Consider the following 6127-nt stretch of genomic DNA (forward strand, 5'->3'; position numbering starts at 1 on the left):
GGCTGTCGGCCGAGTCGTCCCGGGTGCGGCGTCCGGCCTCCCCGGCCTCCCGCAGCACCTCCTCGGCGGCTGTCCGCGGCTCCTCACGGCCGTCGTTCTCGGACACGGATGTCTCCCTTCGTCGTACGTACGGGATCAGAGGCGCGCGGCGGCGATGCGCAGGGATACGGGCTCGGCGCCGGCCGCCTCCTTCTCGTTGAGGCGGGTGACCTCCGCCCACCAGGACGGACCGTCCTCGATATGGCGCAGGAGCACCCCCTCACGCAGCGCCCACGGACAGATCGTCACCGTCCCCAGCCCGGTCAGCTTCATCGCCGTGTGCGCCACGACCGCGCCCGCCAGGCTCTGCACGGAGCGCGGTGCGGAGATGCCGGGCAGCCGTGCCCGTTCCGCGGCGGGCAGGGCGGCCAGCCGGTCGATCGCCACCCGCAGGGCGGAACTGGACAACTGCCGCTCCACGAACGGACCGTGCCGTCCCGGAGCGGCCCCGCACAGCCGCCCCAGCTGCTGGAACGTCCGGGAGGTGGCGACCGCGGTCCGGGGCCCCTCCCAGCGGATGCGCGCCGCCACGTCACGCAACTGGTGGCGCACCCGCCGGCGCAGCGCCCGCACCCGCTCCGGCGACGGAGGATCCTCGTCCTCGAAGTACTCATGGGTCAGCCGGGCCGCCCCCAGCGGCAGCGAGGCCGCGAAGTCGGGCAGCCTGCCGCGCCCGAAGGCGACCTCCAGCGAGCCACCGCCGATGTCCAGCATCGCCAGCGGTCCGCAGCGCCAGCCCATCCAGCGGCGCGCCGCGAGGAACGTCAGCTCCGCCTCGACCTCGCCCGGCAGGGTGCACAGCTCGACGCCCGTCCGTTCCCGGACCGCGCGCAGCACCTCCAGCCGGTTCGGGGCGCCGCGCACCACGGCCGTCGCGAACGCCAGCGGACCCGACGCACCCCACCGCGTGGCGGTACGGTCCGCCGCGGTCACGGCCTCCACCAGATCCTCCACGGCCCGCTCCGGCACCGGCCCGCCCGGCGTGACCTGTTCGGACAGCCGGATCCGCCACTTGGACGTGTGCACCGGCAACGGCGCACCGCCGTCCGTGTCCGACACGACGAGTCTGACGGTCTTCGATCCCACATCCACCACGCTGGTCCGCATGGCCCGTGGGTACCCATTTACCGCGCGGATCAACGAGAACGGCCCGTGAACGTCGAAGACACGCCACCGGATGTCCGGCGCCTCAGGCCAGCTGCCGCCGCACCAGCTCGTGCAGCCGGCCGCCGGTGTCCGCCAGCAACCGCGCGGGAGGGCCCTGCTGCACCACCTTGCCGCCCTCCATCACCACCACCCGGTCCGCGTCGAGCACCGTCGACAGCCGGTGCGCGATGACGATACGGGTCGCCTCCAGGGCCTTGGTGCTCTCGATCACCGTGCGCTGGGTCTCGTTGTCCAGGGCGCTGGTCGCCTCGTCGAAGAAGAGGATCCGCGGCCGGCGGATCAGCGCCTGGGCGATCATCAGCCGCTGCCGCTGCCGCTGCCGCTGCCGCTGCCGCTGCCGCTGCCGCTGCCGCTGGCCGCCGGAGACCGCTCCGCTGCCGGACACGATGGTGTGCAGCCCCATCGGCATCCGCCTGATGTCGTCGGCCAGGCCCGCCATCTCTGCGGCCGCCATCGCCTCCTCCGGCGTGTACGGCTCGGTCCCGCAGATCACGTCCAGGACGGAACCGGAGAACGGCTGCGCGTGCTGGAGCACCACACCGCACTGCCGGCGCACCGCCGACCGGTCGAGCGTCGCCAGCTCCTGGCCGTCGTACAGCACACTCCCCGACTCCGGCCGGTCGAAGCCGATCAGCAGCCGCAGCAGCGTGGACTTGCCGCAGCCGCTCGGGCCGACGACCGCCACGAACTCGCCCGGCCGTATGTCGACGGACACGTCGTCCAGGACCAGCGGTCCGTCGTCGGAGTACCGGAAGGACAGCCGCCGCGCCTCGACCGCCCCGGACAGCGGGCCCGGCCAGGTGCTCGCCGCGCGCACCTCGGGCGTGGCGTCCAGCACCGGCCTGATCTGTTCGAACAGGGGAAGCGCGGCGACCGCCGAGACGAACGCGCCGGTCAGCTGGGTGACCGAGGTCAGCACCATCGTCACGGCCGTGTTGAAGGTGAGGAACTCCGCCGCCGTCATCGACCCGCGCGCCGGCCCCGCCAGCAGCATGAACATCACCAGGGTGCACAACGGCAGATACACCGCCCCCAGTACCGCCGTCAGGTTCTTGATGCGGCCCGCCCGCTGCTGGAACTCGCGGCTGCGGGCGAACCGGGACGACCGGATGACGACCCGCATCGCCACGATGTTCAGCAGCGCCACCCCGATGCCCACGAACGTCAGCTGCGGGTCGTAGGTGTACAGCAGCAGCGCGTACAGCACGACCACCAGCGCGTCCACGCCCGCCGCCGACAGATCGCGGGCCAGCGTCTCGGCCACCGCGTCGTTGGACTGCAGCCGCTGCACCAGGTCGGCCGGGCTGCGCTGGGCGAAGAACGTCACCGGCAGCCGCAGCAGATGACGCAGGAAGCGGGCGCTGGACAGCGTGGAGGAGATCAGCCGGCCGCGCAGCAGGTTGCCCTGCTGGAGCCAGGTCAGCACCAGCGTGAGCAGGACACAGGCGCCCATCGCCGTGAACAGCACGTCCAGCGTCGAGGTGCGGCCACCGATCAGGAACTCGTCGATGAAGGTACGGCTGAGTCCGGGCACCGCCGCGCCCACCGCCACCAGCAGCAGACTCGAGAGGACCACCGCCGGCATGGTGCCCGCCGTGCCGCGCAGCCGGGCCGGCATCGCGCCGAGCACGCCCGGCCTGCGGCCGCCCCGGGTGAAGTCCGCGCCGGGCTCCATCACCAGCACGACACCGGTGTAGCTGCCGTCGAACTCCTCCAGGGGGATGAACCGCCGTCCCTTGCCGGGGTCGTTGATGTACACCCCGCGGCGGCCGAAGCGACGGCCCATGCCGTCGTAGACGACGTAGTGGTTGAACTCCCAGAACAGGACGGCCGGCGTCGCCACCTCGGCGAGCGCGGCCAGGTCCATCTGCATGCCCTTGGCGGTCAGCCCGTAACTCCGCGCGGCCTTCAGCAGGTTGCTGGCGCGTGAGCCGTCACGGGAGACACCGCAGGCGATGCGCAGTTCCTCCAGCGGGACGTGGCGGCCGTAGTGGCCGAGCACCATGGCGAGCGAGGCGGCGCCGCACTCCAGGGCCTCCATCTGGAGCACGGTGGGTGTACGGACGGCTCTGGTCCGGGACGCCGGCACCTTGCGCTTCGGCGGGGCGGCCCGGCGTCTGCCCCGGCTCTCCCGGGCGGTGCTCACGGGAGCAGCCAGTCGACGGGGCGCCGGTCGGCCAGCCGCACCGAACCCTCCGCCAGGGTCATCGAGGTCAGTTCGAACGGCGGACCGTCCGCGGAGGACCACTCGTACCCGCTCTCCGTGCCGGACGCCTTCTTCAGCTCGACGGTGACCGCCACCGGCCTGCCCTCCCGGGTGAACTGCTCGCCGAGCCGGCTGTCCCCGAGGAACGCGGCGATCTGCTGGGCGGACTGGGCCGAGCGGTCCACCGACGTCACCCTGCCGTGCAGTACGCCGTACTCCTGGCTCGGTACCGACTGCACCGTCAGGTCTACCGGGGCGTGCGCGGGGATACCGGCGGCGCTCTCGGCGGGGACGTACACCGTCGCGTACAGCGGGGCCCGCGCGCGGGCGGCCTTCTCCACGGCGGCGACGTTCGTGCCGGTGGAGACGATCTGCCCGGTGCCGACGGCGAGCGCGGTGATCCGGCCCGCGTCCAGGGTGCGGACCACTTCGTCGCCCTCCCCGGTACGCACCTTCAGGACGGGGGAGCCGGCGGGCAGCCGCTCACCCTCCTTCACCAGGACGGCGGTGATCTGGCCGGCGACCGGGCTCTGCAGGACGTAACTGCCCTGTCCGTACGTGAGGACGGCCGGCGCGCCGACCGCGGAGGTCACCGATCCGGTCACCGCCCACACCGAGGCGGCCGCCATCGCGATCACCGTCACGGACAGGACCAGCCAGCCCTGGGGGCGCGCGAAGCGCACCGGGAGATCGAGCTCCTCCGGTGACTGGAGCCTGGCGAGGGCCTGTTGGCGGAACTGCACGGTACTTCCCTCACCTGGACGAACTGTGCGACGGGAACGGGGACTTCGGACATCGGCGCAACACCTGAGTCCCGGAGCCGGGGGGCGGCTCCGGGACTCAGTGACACAAGGGCGCGATCAGAGACCGGCGACCAGGTTGGTGACCGGCGCGGTGTTCAGGCCGGTGGCGCCCTCGACGGTGCCGACGACCGTGTCGACCAGGCCGGAGACCGGGGCGATGCCGTCCACCGCGCCCGTGAGGGTGTTCACGGCGTTCACGGACAGACCGCCGGAGACGTTGTCGAGGTCCGCGTCGGAGATCTCGGCGGTCTCGACCTGGGGGGTGGAGTTCATGATGGAACTTCCCTTCGTATGGAATGTCACAAGGGGGAGCGGCCCCGTCTGGGGAGATGAAGGCCGCGGACCGCGGGCGCCGGACGCCCGTCGCCGGGAGCCCGAAGCGGCTTGCGGTGCGATGGATCAAAGCACGCGGCGGGTACGGCCTTCCGATCAACCAAACGTCCCACCAGGCAACTTGCGCACCGTCGGTGTCCAGGCGTGCAGACGAGGGCACGGTGCGGCGGCGAGTTCTTCACATGGCCCACCGCATCGGCGCATCAGGCCACTTGCGCACCCCTGGCCGGAATCCGGCACACCGGCCCCGAAGACGTGAACCCGCCGGACGGCTCCGGCTCCGGTGACCGGGTTGGGCATGCGCTGTGCAGATTCGCTGAAGCCGGTATTCCGCTCCGTGCGCGCGACGCGCCGCGCACCGGCGGTCACCCGCGGTGAGGGAGGGCCTCGATTGAACGCGCCCCGCGCCGTGTGCGTACCAACAGCCGTCCAGGCGCCCCCGACAGCCGCCGAACGGCGGCACGACTCCGTTCCCCCCAGGAGGTCGAGAAGTTTGAGTCACAAGCGAATTCCGAAGCGCAAGGCCGCGATAGCGGTGGGCGGTGTGGTGGCGCTCGGAGCCGCCGCGATCCTGCTCCCGAACGCCAACGCGTCGCAGGACGGAGCATCCGACGACGCGGCGGCGGCGCCGAGGACCCTCAAGGCGGGCGACGCCTCGGATCTCGCCACACAGCTCGCCGGGCTCCTCGGCGACGCGTTCGCCGGCTCCTACTACGACGGCGACAGCAAGCAGCTCGTCGTCAACGTCGTACCGGGCGACAACAACAACGTCATCGTCCAGGCCGAGAAGGCGGGCGCGGCCGTCCGCGAGGTCGACAACAGCATGACCGAGCTGGACGCGGGGGCGCGGACCCTGAAGGCGGAGGCGACCATTCCGGGCACCTCCTGGGCCGTGGACCCGCGCACCAACAAGATCCTCGTCACCGCCGACCGCACGGTGACCGGGGAGAAGTGGGACCAGCTGGAGTCCACCGTGCGGAGCCTCGGCTCCGGCATGGCGACCATCAAGAAGTCCGCGGGCACGTTCAAGACGTTCGTGTCCGGCGGCGACGCCATCTTCGCCGGGGGCGCGCGCTGCTCGCTCGGCTTCAACGTCACCGCGGGCGACGGTGCGCCGGCGTTCCTGACGGCCGGTCACTGCGCCGCCGGCGGGGACCAGTGGTCCGACCAGCAGGGCGGGCAGCCGATCGCCACGGTCGACCAGGCACTCTTCCCCGGCGCGGGCGACTTCGCGCTCGTCCGGTACGACGACCCGGCCACCCAGGCGCCGAGCGAGGTCGACCTCGGCGACCAGACGCTGGCGATCTCCCAGGCCGCCGAGGCCACCGTCGGCCAGGAGGTGTTCCGGATGGGCAGCACCACCGGGCTCGCCGACGGCCAGGTGCTCGGTCTGAACGCGACGGTGAACTACCCGGAGGGCACGGTCACCGGCCTCATCCAGACCGACGTCTGCGCCGAACCCGGCGACAGCGGCGGCTCGATGTTCACCCGGGACGGCCTCGCCATCGGCCTGACCTCGGGCGGCAGCGGCGACTGCACCTCCGGCGGCGAGACGTTCTTCCAGCCGGTGACCACCGCC

At 72.3% G+C, this 6127-nt stretch carries 5 protein-coding genes; 1 reads left to right on the forward strand and 4 read right to left on the reverse strand.

The features are described from left to right. Positions 1 to 135: 135 nt before the first annotated feature. The 4 genes from B9S61_RS15885 to B9S61_RS15900 all read right to left on the reverse strand — a co-directional run bounded on the left by B9S61_RS15885 (position 136) and on the right by B9S61_RS15900 (position 4488). Positions 136 to 1146: a hypothetical protein gene (locus tag B9S61_RS15885; protein WP_103542847.1), complete on the reverse strand. Its 1011-nt coding sequence runs from the start codon at positions 1144 to 1146 to the stop codon at positions 136 to 138. An 82-nt stretch (positions 1147 to 1228) separates the two neighbouring features. Continuing rightward, positions 1229 to 3352: a cysteine peptidase family C39 domain-containing protein gene (locus tag B9S61_RS15890; protein ID WP_103542848.1), complete on the reverse strand. Its 2124-nt coding sequence runs from the start codon at positions 3350 to 3352 to the stop codon at positions 1229 to 1231. Beyond that, positions 3349 to 4155 (reverse strand): HlyD family efflux transporter periplasmic adaptor subunit, encoded by an 807-nt coding sequence (locus B9S61_RS15895; RefSeq protein WP_103542849.1) that lies wholly within the window; start codon positions 4153 to 4155, stop codon positions 3349 to 3351. Before B9S61_RS15895 ends, B9S61_RS15890 begins: the two co-directional genes overlap by 4 nt. A gap of 117 nt (positions 4156 to 4272) precedes the next feature. Next, the gene (locus tag B9S61_RS15900; RefSeq protein ID WP_103542850.1) at positions 4273 to 4488 is read right to left on the reverse strand and encodes a type A2 lantipeptide; all 216 of its coding nucleotides are present in this window, start codon (positions 4486 to 4488) and stop codon (positions 4273 to 4275) included. A 553-nt stretch (positions 4489 to 5041) separates the two neighbouring features. On the opposite strand from B9S61_RS15900, the gene B9S61_RS15905 reads away from it, so the two are divergent. After that, positions 5042 to 6127: S1 family peptidase (locus tag B9S61_RS15905; RefSeq protein ID WP_103542851.1), on the forward strand; the 1086-nt coding region annotated here is incomplete at its 3' end.

The organism is Streptomyces sp. SM1, assembly GCF_002910825.1.
GTDB classification, from domain to species: domain Bacteria; phylum Actinomycetota; class Actinomycetes; order Streptomycetales; family Streptomycetaceae; genus Streptomyces; species Streptomyces okerensis.

What these genes read in the sequence shown, in the direction of transcription:
- B9S61_RS15885 (WP_103542847.1), bottom strand. Translation starts at nt 1,146, where the DNA reads ATGCGGACCAGCGTGGTGGATGTGGGATCGAAGACCGTCAGACTCGTC.
- B9S61_RS15900 (WP_103542850.1), bottom strand. Translation starts at nt 4,488, where the DNA reads ATGAACTCCACCCCCCAGGTCGAGACCGCCGAGATCTCCGACGCGGAC.